At 69.1% G+C, this 13,367-nt stretch carries 11 protein-coding genes and 2 pseudogenes; 7 read left to right on the top strand and 6 right to left on the bottom strand.

The annotated features are described in order from the left end of the window. Nucleotides 1-4: 4 nt before the first annotated feature. Together FM069_RS12235 and FM069_RS12230 are read left to right on the top strand one after the other, a co-directional pair. Nucleotides 5-766, top strand: a complete 762-nt coding sequence (locus FM069_RS12235) for a CHAD domain-containing protein (protein WP_143488639.1) — start codon at nucleotides 5-7, stop codon at nucleotides 764-766. Nucleotides 767-868: 102 nt separating this feature from the next. Beyond that, entirely contained in the window at nucleotides 869-1,663 is a 795-nt protein-coding gene (locus FM069_RS12230; protein ID WP_143488638.1) for an acyl-CoA thioesterase, read from the top strand. Between the two features lie 37 nt (nucleotides 1,664-1,700). On the opposite strand, the pseudogene FM069_RS22315 reads toward FM069_RS12230, so the two are convergent. Continuing rightward, nucleotides 1,701-2,216 (bottom strand): annotated as a pseudogene (locus FM069_RS22315) (methyl-accepting chemotaxis protein); the annotation flags it as partial. Between the two features lie 342 nt (nucleotides 2,217-2,558). Continuing rightward, nucleotides 2,559-3,524: pseudogene (locus tag FM069_RS22310) on the bottom strand (PDC sensor domain-containing protein); the annotation flags it as partial. Between the two features lie 551 nt (nucleotides 3,525-4,075). Here FM069_RS22310 and FM069_RS12220 point away from each other — a divergent pair. From FM069_RS12220 to FM069_RS12205, 5 genes are all read left to right on the top strand, one after another. Then, nucleotides 4,076-5,392, top strand: a complete 1,317-nt coding sequence (locus FM069_RS12220; protein ID WP_143488636.1) for a Na+/H+ antiporter family protein — start codon at nucleotides 4,076-4,078, stop codon at nucleotides 5,390-5,392. After that, a complete protein-coding gene (locus FM069_RS21620) occupies nucleotides 5,389-5,553 on the top strand; it encodes a hypothetical protein (protein WP_178106727.1) in 165 nt (54 codons plus the stop codon). The genes FM069_RS12220 and FM069_RS21620 overlap by 4 nt, the downstream gene beginning before the upstream one ends. Before the next feature lie 591 nt (nucleotides 5,554-6,144). Next, the gene (locus FM069_RS12215; RefSeq protein WP_143488635.1) at nucleotides 6,145-6,975 is read left to right on the top strand and encodes an undecaprenyl-diphosphate phosphatase; all 831 of its coding nucleotides are present in this window, start codon (nucleotides 6,145-6,147) and stop codon (nucleotides 6,973-6,975) included. Nucleotides 6,976-7,081: 106 nt separating this feature from the next. Next, on the top strand, nucleotides 7,082-8,068 hold the full coding sequence (locus FM069_RS12210; protein ID WP_143488634.1) for an alpha/beta fold hydrolase: 987 nt from the start codon (nucleotides 7,082-7,084) through the stop codon (nucleotides 8,066-8,068). Then, on the top strand, nucleotides 8,065-8,742 hold the full coding sequence (locus FM069_RS12205; protein ID WP_143488633.1) for a DUF1294 domain-containing protein: 678 nt from the start codon (nucleotides 8,065-8,067) through the stop codon (nucleotides 8,740-8,742). The genes FM069_RS12210 and FM069_RS12205 overlap by 4 nt, the downstream gene beginning before the upstream one ends. Nucleotides 8,743-8,797: 55 nt before the next feature. Here FM069_RS12205 and fabI read toward each other — a convergent pair whose 3' ends face one another. From fabI to FM069_RS12185, 4 genes are read right to left on the bottom strand one after another with little or no spacing between them, the layout of a single operon-like run. After that, nucleotides 8,798-9,595 carry an enoyl-ACP reductase FabI gene (gene fabI / locus FM069_RS12200; protein WP_143488632.1) on the bottom strand — a complete coding sequence of 266 codons (798 nt, stop codon included), beginning with the start codon at nucleotides 9,593-9,595 and terminating at the stop codon, nucleotides 8,798-8,800. Nucleotides 9,596-9,613: 18 nt separating this feature from the next. Next, nucleotides 9,614-11,230, bottom strand: coding sequence for an ABC transporter ATP-binding protein (locus FM069_RS12195; RefSeq protein ID WP_143488631.1), 1,617 nt, complete (start codon nucleotides 11,228-11,230; stop codon nucleotides 9,614-9,616). 2 nt (nucleotides 11,231-11,232) lie between these two features. Next, nucleotides 11,233-12,252: an ABC transporter permease gene (locus tag FM069_RS12190; RefSeq protein WP_143488630.1), complete on the bottom strand. Its 1,020-nt coding sequence runs from the start codon at nucleotides 12,250-12,252 to the stop codon at nucleotides 11,233-11,235. Between the two features lies 1 nt (nucleotide 12,253). Beyond that, nucleotides 12,254-13,333 carry a microcin C ABC transporter permease YejB gene (locus FM069_RS12185; protein ID WP_143488629.1) on the bottom strand — a complete coding sequence of 360 codons (1,080 nt, stop codon included), beginning with the start codon at nucleotides 13,331-13,333 and terminating at the stop codon, nucleotides 12,254-12,256. Nucleotides 13,334-13,367 lie beyond the last annotated feature (34 nt).

The following is a 13,367-nucleotide window of genomic DNA, read 5'->3' as shown; positions in this document are numbered from 1 at the left end:
TGCCATGGCTCGTCTCATCGATTCCCTGATCGCCCGCATCCTCACCGAGGAAGTGGCCCTGCGCGCCTGCCGCGCCCGTCTGCAGGCCCGCACCGATCCGGAGGCGTTGCACGACCTGCGGGTCTCCCTGCGGCGCCTGCGCAGCCTGTTGCGGCCCCTGAAGCAGATGCCCATGGTCGAGCCGTTGACCGAGGCGGCGAAGGCCGTGGGCGACCTGGGCGGTCCGCTGCGGGACCTGGAAGTGCTGTGCGGCGAGCTGCGTGCCCAGGGCCAGGACACTGCCGCCGACCATCGCGCGGAGGGGCTGGAGCAGGGCTACCGGGCCCTGCTGGCCAGCCAGGCCCTCGGCGGGCTGTTCATCGCCCTGGACGCGTTGCCCGGGTTCTGGCGCCTGCTGCAGCGGGAAGGCCACCTGCGCGGGTTGCGCAAACGCCTGCGCAAGCGCCTGGACAAGCAGCGCCGGCGCCTGCACGACGCCCTCGGCGATCCCGACTACGACCGCCACCGCCTGCGCCTGCTGGTCAAGCGGGTGCGCTATGGCGCCGAGGCGTACCCGGACCTCATGCCCCTGGATGCCCGCCTGATGCGCCTGCTCAAGGCGACCCAGTCGGCCATCGGGGACTGGCACGATTGCCACCAGTGGCTGCTGCGGGCCGAGGAGGAACCAGACCTTGCGGCCTGTCGCGTCGCCTGGCGCCAACGCATGGGCGCGGCGGAGAAGCGCGCCGACGGGGCGGTCCGCCGCCTGCGCAGCGCACTGGGCTGACGGCGTTTTTCCCAATCGATCTGGCGCATGCGTCGCCATCATGGTCGCCCGGCCTCCCGGGCGATCCTTTACCATCGGTCGACCATTGCGCGGGAGTCCTCCATGAATTTTTCCGAACTGATCCAGGCGGTGCGCCGCTCGCCCGCTTCCCTGCAGGTACCGGCCGAGTGGGCCCAGGGCCGCGCCAGCTTCGGCGGGTTGGTGGCTGCGCTGGTCTACGAGGCCATGCGCGCCCAGGTGCCGGAAGGCCGGCCGGTGCGCTCCCTGGCCATCACCTTCGTCGGCCCGGTGGAGCCCGACGTGCCGGTGGCCTTCGAAGCGGAGGTGCTGCGCGACGGCAAGGCGGTCAGCCAGGTGCTGGGGCGGGCCGTGCAGAACGGCCAGGTCGCCACCCTGGTGCAGGGCAGCTTCGGCGCGTCGCGGGTGTCCTCGGTGCAGGTGGACGCGGAGCCCGCGCCGGCCATGGCGCCCTTGGACGCCTGCCAGGAACTGCCCTACCTGAAAGGCGTGACCCCGGAATTCGTCCGCTACCTGGCGATGCGCTGGGGCCTGGGCGGCCTGCCGTTCAGCGGCAACCACTCCCGGGAGATGGGCGGCTGGGTACGCCTGCGGGACGAGCCCCGGGCCCCCGTGGACGAGGCGCACCTGCTAGCCCTGGTGGACGCCTGGCCGCCGGCGGTGCTGTCCCACCTGAGCAAGCCGGCGCCCGGCAGTTCCCTGACCTGGACCATCGAGTTCGTCCAGCCGGTGGCCGACCTCAGCACCGAGGACTGGTGCCTGTATCGCGCGGTGATCGAGCACGCCACCGACGGCTACGGCCACATCGCCTCCGGGCTGTGGACCGCCGACGGCCGCCTGCTGGCCATCAGCCGGCAGACGGTGACCGTGTTCGCCTGAGCCCACGCAGCCGTCCCTGGCGGGACGGCGCCAGCGGTCAGACGCGGAACTGATCCATCAGCCCCTGCTGCTGATTGGCCAGGTCGTTGAGGGACTGGCTGACCTGGGCGGATTCCTGGGCCTGGCCGGACAGGGACTCGGTGACGTCGCGGATCGCCGCCACGTTGCGGGTGATTTCCTCGGCCACCGCGCTCTGTTCCTCCGCGGCGCTGGCGATCTGCAGGTTCATGTCGCTGATCACCGTCACCGCGTCGCCGATGTGCCGCAGCGCCACCACCGCCTGTTCCACCTGCTCGACGCTGCCCTGGGCCTGGCGCTGGCTGCTGTGCATGGAGCCCACCACCTCGCGGGTGCCGTTCTGCAGGCCCTCGATCACCTGGCGGATTTCCTCCACCGAATCCTGGGTGCGTCGCGCCAGGTTGCGCACCTCGTCGGCCACCACGGCGAACCCGCGCCCCGCCTCGCCGGCCCGGGCGGCCTCGATGGCGGCGTTAAGGGCCAGCAGGTTGGTCTGCTCGGCGATGGCGCGGATCACCTCCAGCACCGAGCCGATCTGCTCGCTGCTGGCGGCCAGTTGCTCCACCTCCTGCATGGCGGCGTTCATCTCGCTGGCCAGTTGCTCGATGCTCAGGGTGGTGCGGTCGATCAGTTGCAGGCCATCCCGGGTCGCCTGGTCGGCGCGACGGGCGGCGTCGGCGGCCTGGGCCGCGCTGTTGGCCACGTCGTGGGCGGTGGCGCTCATTTCCTGGGATGCGGTGGCCACCTGGTCCACGTCGCGGAACTGCTGCTGCATGCCGGCGCTGGTCTGGCTGGCGATGGCCGAGGAGCGGTCCGCGGTGCCACGGGCGTCCTGCACCGAGCGCTTCACGTCGGCGATGATCGGCTGCAGCTTGTCGAGGAAGCGGTTGAACCAGCCGGCGAGTTCGCCCAGCTCGTCCTTGCGTGCGTAGTCCAGGCGCCGGGTGAGGTCGCCCTCGCCGCTGGCGATGTCCCGCAGCATCGCCGCCACGCCGAGGATCGGCCGGGTCACGCCGCGGGCGGTGAGCCACATCAGCACCAGGCCGGCCAGCACCGCCGCGAGGCCGATGGCCAGGGCGGTCCAGTTGGAAGCGGCGTTCTGGGCGTCCAGCTGCTGCTCCAGCTTCAGCGCCGGCGCCAGCAGGGTCTGCTCGGGCACCTCGATCAGCACGCTCCAGGGCTTGGCGGTGGGGATCGGCTTGAATGGCTCCATCACCCGCAGCATCCCGGCGTGGTGCAGCTCGGCGGGCTGGCCGGCGGTCACCTGGGCGGCCAGTTGGTCGCCCTGCACCGGGAAGGCCTTCTTCAACGGTGCGCTGAGCAGCGAGGCGTCGCGGCTGTGGCCGGCCAGCAGGCCGGCGGGGCTGATGATGCTGACGTGGCCCTGGCCGTGGTACAGCTCCTTGTTGGCCGCCTCGCTGATCTCCTGCAGGCGCTGCAGGCTGAAGTCCAGCCCCATCACGCCCACCACCTTGCCGTCCAGCTCCAGGGGGAAGGCGATGCTGGTCATCAGCACCGGCTTGCCTTCCACGTCGTCGTAGTAGGGCTCCAGCACGCAGGCCTGGCGGGTTTCCCGCGGGCAGGTGTACCAGGCGTTGTAGGGCAGCCCGCTGGGGCCGGTCTCGGTCTTGGCCAGTTCCTCCTCGGTCATGGCCTCGGAAGACAGCTCGCCGGCCTTGGGCTGGGCCCAGTACAGGGAGAAGCGGCCCTTGTCGTTGCTGCCCAGTTCCGCCTGCCCGGCGAACAGTTCGTCCTTGCCGTCCAGGGCGTTGGGCTCGAAGACCAGGTACAGGCCCAGCAGGTCGGGGTTGTTCTGCAGGCCGCTGCGCACCTGGCGGACCATGTCCTCGCGCAGGTCGAAGGCATCCAGGAAGCGTTTCTCCGCCTGCTCCCTGAGGAACAGGACCTGGCGGGAGAAGCCCTTGCCGTAGAGGTAGGCATCGGTGAAGTAGGTCTGCACCCGCTGGGCCTGGAGTTCGGCCCGGGCCCGCAGGCGCTGCTTGGCGCTTTCCTGGAGCATCTGCCCGCTGGCGGTCTTCACCAGCTCGGTGCCGCGCTGGGCCTGGTACAGCGAGACGCCGACCAGCAACGTGACGATCGCCAGCAGGCAGAGACCGGCCAGCAGGGAAATCTTCCACTGGATGGAGAGGCGATTGAACGGCATGGGATGCAGCTCCTTAGCGTCGGAGAGGCGCGCGCAGAGGATCGAGGGAAGGCGTTGACCGGGAAAGTATGCACAACCCTCCCCGAAATTGCCTGTTCGGGGAAGGAACGGGCCGCTATCGCGATGGCTGGGCAGCGCTTTGACAGGCCCGGCCAGTTTCGGCAGAGTACGCCGCTTTTCGCCACGGCCCGTCCCGCAGGGCGCATGCCAGACGCCTTGCAGGAGTTTTCATGAACGCCGTTCTCGCCGCCGTCGCCCTCATGCTGGTGCTCAGCCTGTGCCGCGTACACGTGATCATCGCGCTGATCGCCGGGGCGCTCCTGGGGGGCTGGCTGGGCGGTTTAGGCCTGGCCGGTTCTCTCGGCGCCTTCAACCAGGGCCTGGGTGGCGGCGCCACCGTGGCGCTGTCCTACGCCATGCTGGGCGCCTTCGCCGTGGCCATTTCCCGGTCCGGCCTGGCCCATGCCCTGGCCGACCGCGTCACGCGCCTGGCCGGGCACCAGCCGGAGGCCGGCTACCGCCGCCTGAAATGGCTGCTGGTCGTGCTGCTGCTGGGCGCGGCGGTGGCCTCGCAGAACCTGCTGCCCATCCACATCGCCTTCATCCCGTTGCTGGTGCCACCGCTGCTCTACGTGCTGTCCCGCCTGGGCGTCGACCGTCGCCTGGTGGCCTGCGTGATCACCTTCGGCCTGGTCACCCCCTACATGTTCCTGCCGGTGGGCTTCGGCAACATCTTCCTCAACGAGATTCTGCTGGCCAACGTGGCCCGCAGCGGGGTGGACGTGGCCGGGGTCGACGTCACCCGGGCCATGGCGATCCCGGCCCTGGGCATGCTCGCCGGGCTGCTGCTGGCGCTGTTCAGCTATCGCCGCCCACGGGCCTACGACCTGGACGCCATCGAGCGCGTCGAGCCCACCCGGCAGCGCTACAGCCCCGCGACCCTGTGGGTCGCCGGCGTCGCGGTGGTGGTGACCTTCGTCGTGCAGCTGTGGTTGGACTCCATGATCGTCGGCGCCCTGGCGGGCTTCCTGGTGTTCTCCGGCAGCGGCGTGGTGCGCTGGGGCGAGGTGGACGGGCTGTTCACCGAGGGCATGAAGATGATGGCGATGATCGGCTTCATCATGATCGCTGCCGCCGGTTTCGCCGAGGTGATGCGCGCCACCGGCCAGGTTCAGGGGCTGGTGAACGCCTCGTCGGCGCTGATCGGCAACAACCGTGCCCTCGGTGCGCTGCTGATGCTGCTGGTAGGTTTGCTGGTGACCCTGGGCATCGGCTCGTCCTTCTCCACGGTGCCGATCATCGCGGGGATCTTCGTGCCCCTGTGCGTGCAACTGGGCTTCAGCCCGCTGGCCATCGTCAGCCTCATCGGCACCGCCGGCGCCCTGGGCGACGCCGGTTCGCCGGCCTCCGACTCCACCCTCGGGCCCACCGCCGGGCTCAACGTGGATGGCCAGCACGACCACATCTGGGACACCGTGGTGCCCACCTTCCTGCACTACAACCTGCCGCTGCTGGCCTTCGGCTGGGCCGCGGCCATGCTGCTGTGAGCCGACTCGACCCGCGCTATGGGCTCGATACGGCCCGCCCCGATGACCCGGCGGCGCGGGCGGCGACGCGTTTCCCGCCGACAGTGCTGCCCGCCGCCCTGCGGAGCACGACCCTGGCACCGGCCCTGCTGCAGGACGCGCCGCGCAGCGGACGCCTGTGAGGGCGCGGGACCGGGATGCACCGTGGTGGGCTTCGCCTGCGCCGAGCTCTTGGGGCCCCTGATGCTGCTGCGGGAGATCGACGTGGACCCGGCCCATGGCGGCCGTGCCTGGCCAGTACCTTGCTCGCGCGGCTGCTGGGGTGGTGCAGGTGGCGGGCATCGCGGCGATACCTGACCACCTTGGCCGCGTTCGAGCCGAGCCGGCGGCCCTACCGGCGCGCCGGGTTCTGGCTCCTGGCGCCTGCGGGGCGCTGTCGGCGCTGGCCCTCCTGCTACGGGAGGAGCGGGAGACCGGCCTCGGCGAGCGCCTCGCTCTGGTGCGCGAGCGGGGCTAGGCGCGAATGGTCATTCAGATGGCCTGGGTCCGACTGTTCCCATGGCGTCTAGGAAGGCTCCCCAAGTGTCGGATTTACCAAGCCTTTACTCCGCTTCGGACGAACCGGCGGCGGGTTTACCGGTCTTTTCACTTTTCTTGCACAACAAGCTTGATAGGATGCCGCGCGCGCACCGGTTCTGCCGGCTCCGCGTGACGGCCCGAGCGGCGAGACCGGGTGGCCGCCGCATCCATTCATAAGGCGAACGAGGTGTCGATTGGATTTCTGGGTAGCGGCTCAAGCGTTGATTCTGGGTATCGTCGAAGGCCTCACGGAGTTCCTGCCCATCTCCAGCACCGGACACCAGATCATCGTCGCCGACTTGCTCGGGTTTGGCGGTGAGCGAGCCATGGCGTTCAACATCATCATCCAGCTCGGCGCGATCCTCGCGGTGGTCTGGGAGTTCCGCGCGAAGATCCTCGCCATCCTCCATGGCCTGCCCAGCCAGCCCCGTGACCGGCGCTTCACCGCCAACCTGCTGGTGGCCTTCCTCCCGGCGGTGGTCCTCGGCGTGCTCTGCGCGGACCTGATCCATCGCTACCTGTTCAACCCGCTGACGGTGGCGGGGGCATTGGTTCTGGGTGGGGTGGTCATGCTCTGGGCGGAGCGTCGGCGGCACGTGGTGCGGGTCGAGACCCTCGACCAGCTGCGCTGGCACGACGCCCTGAAGATCGGCCTGGCCCAGTGCCTGGCGATGATCCCCGGCACCTCCCGCTCCGGCGCCACCATCATCGGCGGCCTGCTGTTCGGGCTGTCGCGCCAGGCCGCCACCGAGTTCTCCTTCTTCCTGGCGATGCCCACCATGGTGGGGGCGGCCGTGTACTCCGGCTACAAGTACCACGAGCTGTTCATGCCGGCGGACCTGCCGGTGTTCGCCATCGGCTTCGTCACCTCGTTCCTGTTCGCCATGCTCGCGGTGCGCGGGCTACTGAAGTTCATCGCCCACCACAGCTACGCGGTGTTCGCCTGGTACCGCATCGCCTTCGGCCTGTTGATCCTCGCCACCTGGCGCTTCGAGCTGATCGACTGGAGCAGCGCCCAGGGCTGAGGGCGCGCATCCGCTGGCTCAGGCGTGTCCGTGCTGGGTCCGGGTTCGGCGACGTCCATCCACGGTTTTGGCATAGTGGCGGATCACTCCACTCGAGAGACCGACCATGAGCCACGTCGAACACCAGTTGCTGGACGTCAATGGCATCCAGCTCAGCCTGTATGGCGCCGGGCCCGCACAGGGCCGGCCGGTCTGGCTGCTGCACGGGTTCCCCGAGTGCTGGCACGCCTGGCGGCACGTGATTGACGCCCTGGCCGCGGCCGGCTACCGGGTCTGGGTGCCGGAAATGCGCGGCTACGGCCGCAGCAGTGCACCCGAGGCCGTCGAGGCCTATGACCTGCCCAGCCTGGGCAACGACATCCTCGGTGCCATGGATGCCCTCGGCCAGACACGCGCCGCGGTGATCGGCCACGACTGGGGCGCCCCGGTGGCCTGGAGCCTGGCGCTGCGGGCGCCCGAGCGGGTCGAGGTGGTGGGCGGTTTCTCGGTCCCCTACGGCGGCCGGCCGAAGCGACCCGCCACCGAGCTGCTGCGGGAGGCCTTCGGCGACCGCTTCAACTACATCCTGTACTTCCAGACCCCAGGCGTGGCCGAGGCCGAGCTGGATGCAGACATTCCGCGCACCCTGCGGATCATGCTCCAGGCCTGCTCCGCCGAGGTACCCAAGGATCTGTTCCTGCGGGACAAACCGGCCGGCTCGCGGTTGTTCGAGGGCCTGGCCGATCCCGGGGTGCCGCCCGCCTGGTGCGACGACGAGTCCTTCCAGCACTACCTCGCTACCTTCACCGGGCGCGGCTTCGGCCCGGCGCTGAACTGGTACCGCAACTTCCAGCGAAACTGGGCGCTGTCGGAGCCCCTGGCCGAGCGCCGTATCGAGCAGCCGGCGCTGTTCCTGATCGGCGACCATGACCCGGTCGGCACCCTGGAGGCCCATACCCTGGCGCGCATGGCCCAGTGGGTGCCTCGGGTCGAGGCCCACACCCTGGCGGACTGTGGTCACTGGCTGCAGGGGGAAAAGCCGGCCGAGGTGAATGCCCGGCTGCTGGATTTCCTTGCGCGGCACTACCCCGCGGGGGGTGTGTCGCCGGCATGAGTCCGGTCGAGCGTTCCGGCCGTATCGAGCGCTGGGAAGACGAGCGCGGCTTCGGCTTCATCCGTCCGGACGGGCGTGGCGAGGCGGTGTTCCTGCATGTCTCCGCCCTGGGCGGGGAAGAACGGCCCCGGGTGGGCGACCCGGTACGTTTCACCGTGGAGCGCGTGGACGGGCGCCTGCGCGCCCGTCGCGCCCGGCTGGAGGGCAGCGGCCGCTGCCAGGTGCCGACGCCGCGCACGCCAGCCGCCCGCCAGGGGCCGCGGTCGCGGATGAAGCCAGGCATCGGCCGCGTGAGCCTGGCTCGCCTGCTGGTGTTGCTCGGTCTCTGTGTGCTGCCCCTGGGGGGCGCCGGGCGACTGATGGGGCAGGGGACCCCTGCGGCCTGGCTGCTGGCGTATCCCCTGGCCAGCGGGCTGGTTTTCTTTCTCTATCGTCGCGACAAGGCCCTGGCACAGCGCGACGCCCGGCGCATCCCGGAAGCCACCCTGCACGGGCTGGAATGGCTGGGCGGCTGGCCCGGTGCCTGGCTCGCCCAGGGCGCCTACCGGCACAAGACCCGCAAGGCGTCCTACCAGGCGGTGTTCTGGCTGATCGTCCTGGTGCACCAGCTGGGCTGGGCGAGCCTGGCGTTCTTCCCTCGCGGGTTTGCCGACCTGGCGCGCCTGGCGCACTGAAACGACGGGCATGAAAAAGGCCGCTTGGGCGGCCTTCTTTCGCGCGGGGCGACGATCACTCGTCTTCCAGCGACCCCATGGCGGTGGTGTTGAAGCCGCCGTCGACGTAGAGGATTTCCCCGCTGATGCCCGAGGCCAGGTCGGAGCAGAGGAAGGCGCCGGCGTTGCCGACTTCGTCGATGGTCACGTTGCGCCGCAGGGGGGTCTGCTTCTCGTTGGCGGAGAGCATCTTGCGGAAGTTCTTGATACCGGAGGCCGCCAGGGTGCGGATCGGCCCGGCGGAGATGGCGTTGACCCGGGTGCCTTCCGGGCCGAGGCTGCCGGCCAGGTAGCGGACGCCGGCCTCCAGGCTGGCCTTGGCCATGCCCATCACGTTGTAGTTGGGCATGGTGCGTTCGGCGCCCAGGTAGGACAGGGTGAGCAGGCTGCCGTTGCGGCCCTTCATCAGTTCGCGGCCGCCCTTGGCGAGGGCGACGAAGCTGTAGGCACTGATGTCGTGGGCGATGCGGAAGCCCTCGCGGGTGGTGACGTCGGTGAAGTCGCCATCCAACTGGTCGCCGGGGGCGAAGCCCACCGAGTGGACGATCACGTCGAGACTGTCCCACTTCTGGCCCAGGGCCTTGAACACCGACTCGATGTCGGCGTCGTAGGCCACGTCGCAGGGGAAGCACAGCTCCGGGCCCGAGCCCCAGCCGGCGGCGAATTCCTCGACACGGCCCTTCAGCTTGTCGTTCTGGTAGGTAAAGGCCAGCTCGGCGCCTTCGCGGTGCATGGCGGCGGCGATGCCCGAGGCGATGGACAGCTTGCTGGCCACACCGACGATCAGTACCCGCTTACCGGCGAGAAATCCCATTGTTCGTTCCTCTTCCTGCTATCTGGATGAAGCGGCGGTCGCCGGCGCCACGAAGGCGGCTTCCAGCAACTGCCGCGTATAAGGGTGCTGCGGCGCGGCGAAGATCGCCTCGGCCGGCCCCTGTTCGACGACCCGGCCCTGCTTCATCACCAGCAACTGGTGGCTCAGCGCCCTGACCACCGCCAGGTCATGGCTGATGAACAGGTAGGTCAGGTCGTACTTGGCCTGCAAGTCCCGCAACAATTCCACCACCTGGCGCTGCACCGTCCGGTCGAGCGCCGAGGTGGGCTCGTCCAGCAGGATCAGCGCCGGCTTGAGTACCAGCGCCCGGGCGATGGCGATGCGCTGCCGCTGGCCCCCGGAGAACTCGTGGGGGTAGCGATGGCGCGCCTGCGGGTCGAGCCCGACTTCCACCAGGGCCTCGACGATCGCCCGCTCCCGCTCGGCCTCGTCGCCGATGCGGTGGATCGCCAGGCCTTCGCCGACGATCTGGCCCACCGACATGCGCGGGCTGAGACTGCCGTAGGGGTCTTGGAAGACCACCTGCATCTGCCGGCGCAACGGCCGTACCTCTTGTTGCGTCATATCTTGCAGCGCCTGCCCCTGGAAGCGGATGGCGCCACGGCTGGCCAGCAGCCGCAGGATCGCCAGGCCCAGGGTGGACTTGCCGGAACCGCTCTCGCCGACGATCCCCAGGGTCTGCCCGCGGGGCAGCGAGAAATCGATGCCGTCTACCGCCTTCACCTGATCCACCGTGCGGCGCAACACGCCCTTGCGGATCGGGAACCACACCCGCAGGTCCTCCACCTCCAGCAGCGGAGCGGCCGGCGGGACCTCCCGGGGGGCGCCCTGGGGCTCGGCGGCGAGCAGCTCGCGGGTATAGGCATGTTGCGGTGCCTGGAACAGTTGCTCGCAAGACGCCTGTTCGACGACGCATCCCCGCTGCATGACACATACACGGTGGGCGATTCGTCGAACCAGGTTGAGATCGTGGCTGATCAGCAGCAGCGACATGCCCAGGCGTGCCTGCAGGTCCTTGAGCAGGTCGAGGATCTTCAGCTGCACCGTGACGTCCAGAGCGGTGGTGGGTTCGTCGGCGATCAGCAGCTCCGGTTCGTTGGCCAGGGCCATGGCGATCATCACCCGCTGGCGCTGGCCGCCGGACAGCTCGTGGGGGTAGGCGCCGAGGCGCTTGCCGGGGTCGGACAGGCCCACCAGCTCCAGCAGCTCCAGGGCGCGACGGCGCGCCGGTTCGCCGCTCAGGCCCTTGTGCAGGGCCAGCACCTCGACGATCTGCTTGCCGACGCTGTGCAGGGGGTTGAGGGAGGTCATCGGTTCCTGGAAGACCATGGCGATGCGGTTGCCGCGGATGCCCCGCAGGCGCCGCTCGTTCAGGCTCAGCAGGTCCTCCCCGGCGTAGCGGATGGTGCCGCTCGGGTGGCGCGCCACGGCGTAGGGCAGCAGGCGCAGGATGGAGTGGGCGGTCACCGACTTGCCGGAGCCGCTTTCTCCCACCAGGGCCAGGGTCTCGCCCTTGCGGATGTCGAAGCTCACGCCGTCCACCACCCGCTGCACGCAGGAGCCGGAGACGAACTCGACGGCCAAGTCGCGGATTTCGATCAGATTCTCGGCCATGGCTATTTCCTCGGGTCGAACGCGTCGCGCACGGCTTCGCCGATGAACACCAGCAGCGAAAGCATCAGCGCCAGCACCACGAACGCGCTGATCCCCAGCCAGGGCGCCTGCAGGTTGGCCTTGCCCTGGGCCACCAACTCGCCCAGGGACGGGGAGCCGGCCGGCAGGCCAAAGCCGAGGAAGTCCAGGGTGGTCAGGCTGCCGATGGCGGTGGTGAGGATGAACGGCATGAAGGTGAGGGTGGAAATGGTCGCGTTGGGCAGGATATGGCGGAACATGATCGCCCCGTTGCCCATCCCCAGGGCGCGGGCCGCGCGCACATATTCCAGGTTGCGGCCGCGGAGGAACTCTGCCCGCACCACGTCCACCAGGCTCATCCAGGAGAACAGCAGGAGGATGCCCAGCAGCCACCAGAAGTTGGGCTGCACGAAGCTGGACAGGATGATCAGCAGGAACAGCACCGGCAGCCCGGACCAGATTTCCAGGAAGCGCTGGCCCAGCAGGTCGACCCAGCCGCCGTAATAGCCTTGCAGGGCGCCGGCGAACACCCCGATCAGGGAACTGAACAGGGTCAGCGCCAGGGCGAACAGCACCGACAGGCGGAACCCGTAGATCACCCGCGCCAGCACGTCCCGGGCCTGGTCATCGGTACCCAGCCAGTTCACCGACGAGGGCGGCGCCGGGGCCGGCACCCGCAGGTCGTAATTGATGGTGTCGTAGCTGAAGGGGATCGGCGGCCAGTACAGCTCGCCGCCCTTGGCCTGGATCAGCCCCTGGATGTAGGGGCTGCGGTAGTTGGCCTCCAGGGGGAACTCGCCGCCGAAGCGGGTCTCCGGGTAGCGCTTGAACACCGGGAAGAACCATTCCCCGTCGTAGCGCAGGGCCAGCGGCTTGTCGTTGGCGATCAGCTCGGCGCCCAGGCTGACACCGAACAGCACAAGGAACAGCCACAGCGACCACCAGCCGCGCTTGTGGGCCTTGAAGCGCTCCAGGCGCCGGCGGTTGAAAGGCGAGAGTCTCATGTCACCGCTCCTGGCTGTCGAAGTCGATCCGCGGATCGATGAGCATGTAGGAGAGGTCGCTCAGCAGCTTGGTCAGCAGCCCCAGCAGGGAAAAGATGAACAGCGTGCCGAACACCACCGGGTAGTCGCGGCTGACCACCGACTCGAAACCCAGCAGGCCGAGGCCGTCCAGGGAGAAGATCACCTCGATCAGCAATGCGCCGGAGAAGAAGATGCCGAGGAACGCCGCCGGGAAGCCGGCGATCACCAGCAGCATGGCATTGCGGAACACATGGCGGTAGAGCACCTGGCGTTCGCTGAGGCCCTTGGCCCGGGCGGTGATCACGTACTGCTTGCCGATCTCGTCGAGGAAGCTGTTCTTGGTCAGCAGGGTGAGGGTGGCGAAGTTGCCGATCACCAGGGCGGTGACCGGCAGCGCCAGGTGCCAGAAATAGTCCAGCAGCTTGCCGCCCAGGGACAGCTCGGCGAAGTTGGCGGAGGTCAGCCCCCGCAGCGGGAACCAGTCGAAGTAGCTGCCGCCGGCGAACAGCACGATGAGCAGGATGGCGAACAGGAACGAGGGAATGGCGTAGCCCACCACCACCGCGGCACTGGTCCAGACATCGAACGGGGTGCCGTGGCGGGTGGCCTTGGCGATCCCCAGGGGGATCGACACCAGGTAGGTGATCAGGGTGCTCCACAGGCCCAGGGAGATCGACACCGGCATCTTCTCGACGATCAGGTCGGTGACCTTGGCGTCGCGGAAGAAACTTTCGCCGAAGTCCAGCCGTGCATAGCTCTTGAGCATCAGCCAGAAGCGTTCGCTGGCCGACTTGTCGAAGCCGTACATCTTCTCGATCTGCGCCACCATGTCCGGGTCCAGGCCCTGGCTGCCGCGGTAGTGGGCGTCGCCGCCGGACACCTCGCGGCCGCCGCCGGAGATCCGCGCGGTGGCGCCACCGGTGTCGAGCCCTTCCAGGCGCGCGATCATCTGGTCCACCGGCCCGCCCGGCGCGGCCTGGACGATGATGAAGTTGATCAGCAGGATGCCGAACAGCGTCGGCACGATCAGCAGCAGGCGCCGCACGATATAGGCGAGCATTAGGGCGTTTCCTCGGGCGGACGGGGCGGGGTGG

It is taken from the genome of Pseudomonas mangiferae (assembly GCF_007109405.1).
GTDB classification, from domain to species: domain Bacteria; phylum Pseudomonadota; class Gammaproteobacteria; order Pseudomonadales; family Pseudomonadaceae; genus Pseudomonas_T; species Pseudomonas_T mangiferae.
The sequence above is the reverse complement of the archived record's forward strand: the minus strand, read 5'-3'. Positions and strand labels throughout refer to the sequence as shown.

Excerpts from the sequence above, each read along its gene's own strand:
- FM069_RS12235 (WP_143488639.1), top strand. The coding sequence starts at position 5 with ATGGCTCGTCTCATCGATTCCCTGATCGCCCGCATCCTCACCGAGGAA.
- FM069_RS12230 (WP_143488638.1), top strand. The coding sequence starts at position 869 with ATGAATTTTTCCGAACTGATCCAGGCGGTGCGCCGCTCGCCCGCTTCC.
- FM069_RS12220 (WP_143488636.1), top strand. The coding sequence starts at position 4,076 with ATGAACGCCGTTCTCGCCGCCGTCGCCCTCATGCTGGTGCTCAGCCTG.
- FM069_RS12210 (WP_143488634.1), top strand. The coding sequence starts at position 7,082 with ATGAGCCACGTCGAACACCAGTTGCTGGACGTCAATGGCATCCAGCTC.
- FM069_RS12205 (WP_143488633.1), top strand. The coding sequence starts at position 8,065 with ATGAGTCCGGTCGAGCGTTCCGGCCGTATCGAGCGCTGGGAAGACGAG.
- fabI (WP_143488632.1), bottom strand. The coding sequence starts at position 9,595 with ATGGGATTTCTCGCCGGTAAGCGGGTACTGATCGTCGGTGTGGCCAGC.
- FM069_RS12195 (WP_143488631.1), bottom strand. The coding sequence starts at position 11,230 with ATGGCCGAGAATCTGATCGAAATCCGCGACTTGGCCGTCGAGTTCGTC.
- FM069_RS12190 (WP_143488630.1), bottom strand. The coding sequence starts at position 12,252 with ATGAGACTCTCGCCTTTCAACCGCCGGCGCCTGGAGCGCTTCAAGGCC.
- FM069_RS12185 (WP_143488629.1), bottom strand. The coding sequence starts at position 13,333 with ATGCTCGCCTATATCGTGCGGCGCCTGCTGCTGATCGTGCCGACGCTG.